Annotated in this window: 1 protein-coding gene; it reads left to right on the top strand. The window is 40.8% G+C overall.

All coding sequences use genetic code 11. The features are described from left to right. Positions 1-623 (top strand): UDP-3-O-acyl-N-acetylglucosamine deacetylase (gene lpxC, locus A3729_RS02645; RefSeq protein WP_068633082.1); only part of this gene is annotated, 623 nt, incomplete at its 5' end. Positions 624-818 lie beyond the last annotated feature (195 nt).

Raw genomic sequence — 818 nt, 5'->3', positions numbered from 1 at the left:
CTGAAGAAGTACCCATTATGGATGGTAGTGCTGGTCCTTTTGTTTTTCTAATCCAGTCTGCGGGAATTGAAGAGCAAGAAGCGGCTAAGAAGTTTATTCGCATCACCAAAGAAGTGACGATCGAAGAAGACGGTAAGAAAGCGACGTTTGTGCCTTTTAATGGCTTCAAAGTTGGCTTTTCAATTGACTTTGATCACCCTGTTTTTCATCAGGGTACTCAAGATGCGGCGATTGATTTCTCGAGCACCTCGTTTGTAAAAGAAGTAAGCCGTGCCCGGACTTTTGGTTTTATGCGTGACTTTGAACGTTTGCAAGCAATGAATCTAGCTCAAGGCGGTAGTTTCGATAACGCAATTGTTGTTGATGACTACAAGGTCTTGAACGAAGATGGTTTGCGTTATGACGATGAGTTCGTAAAACACAAAATTTTGGATGCTATCGGCGACTTATACTTATTGGGCAATAGCTTGATTGGTGAGTTTAAAGGTTACAAGTCTGGTCATGACTTGAACAACAAGTTGCTGCGAAAACTCATCAAGGAAACCGATGCTTGGGAAGTGAATACTTTCGAAGACGCAAGTACAGCTCCAATTTCATATATGAAGCCAGTGTTAGCTGCTTAAGTGGCTGCATAAGAGAAAACCAGCGAGCCGGATATATTGATACTAATCTGCTAATCAGTATGTCTGGCTAACTGAAGTAAAATCTTTTTTAGTTTCAAATCATCAGTATGCTCAGCTTCTTCTCTTAGAATCTGGGCATTTTTTTTGCTTAAGTGTTTAGGTGTACTTGGCGTATCAATGGGTGCTTTGTTTGAA

The organism is Oleiphilus sp. HI0043 (genome assembly GCF_001634935.1).
Note: the sequence above shows the minus strand (reverse complement) of the source record. Positions and strands in the feature narration are given on the sequence as shown.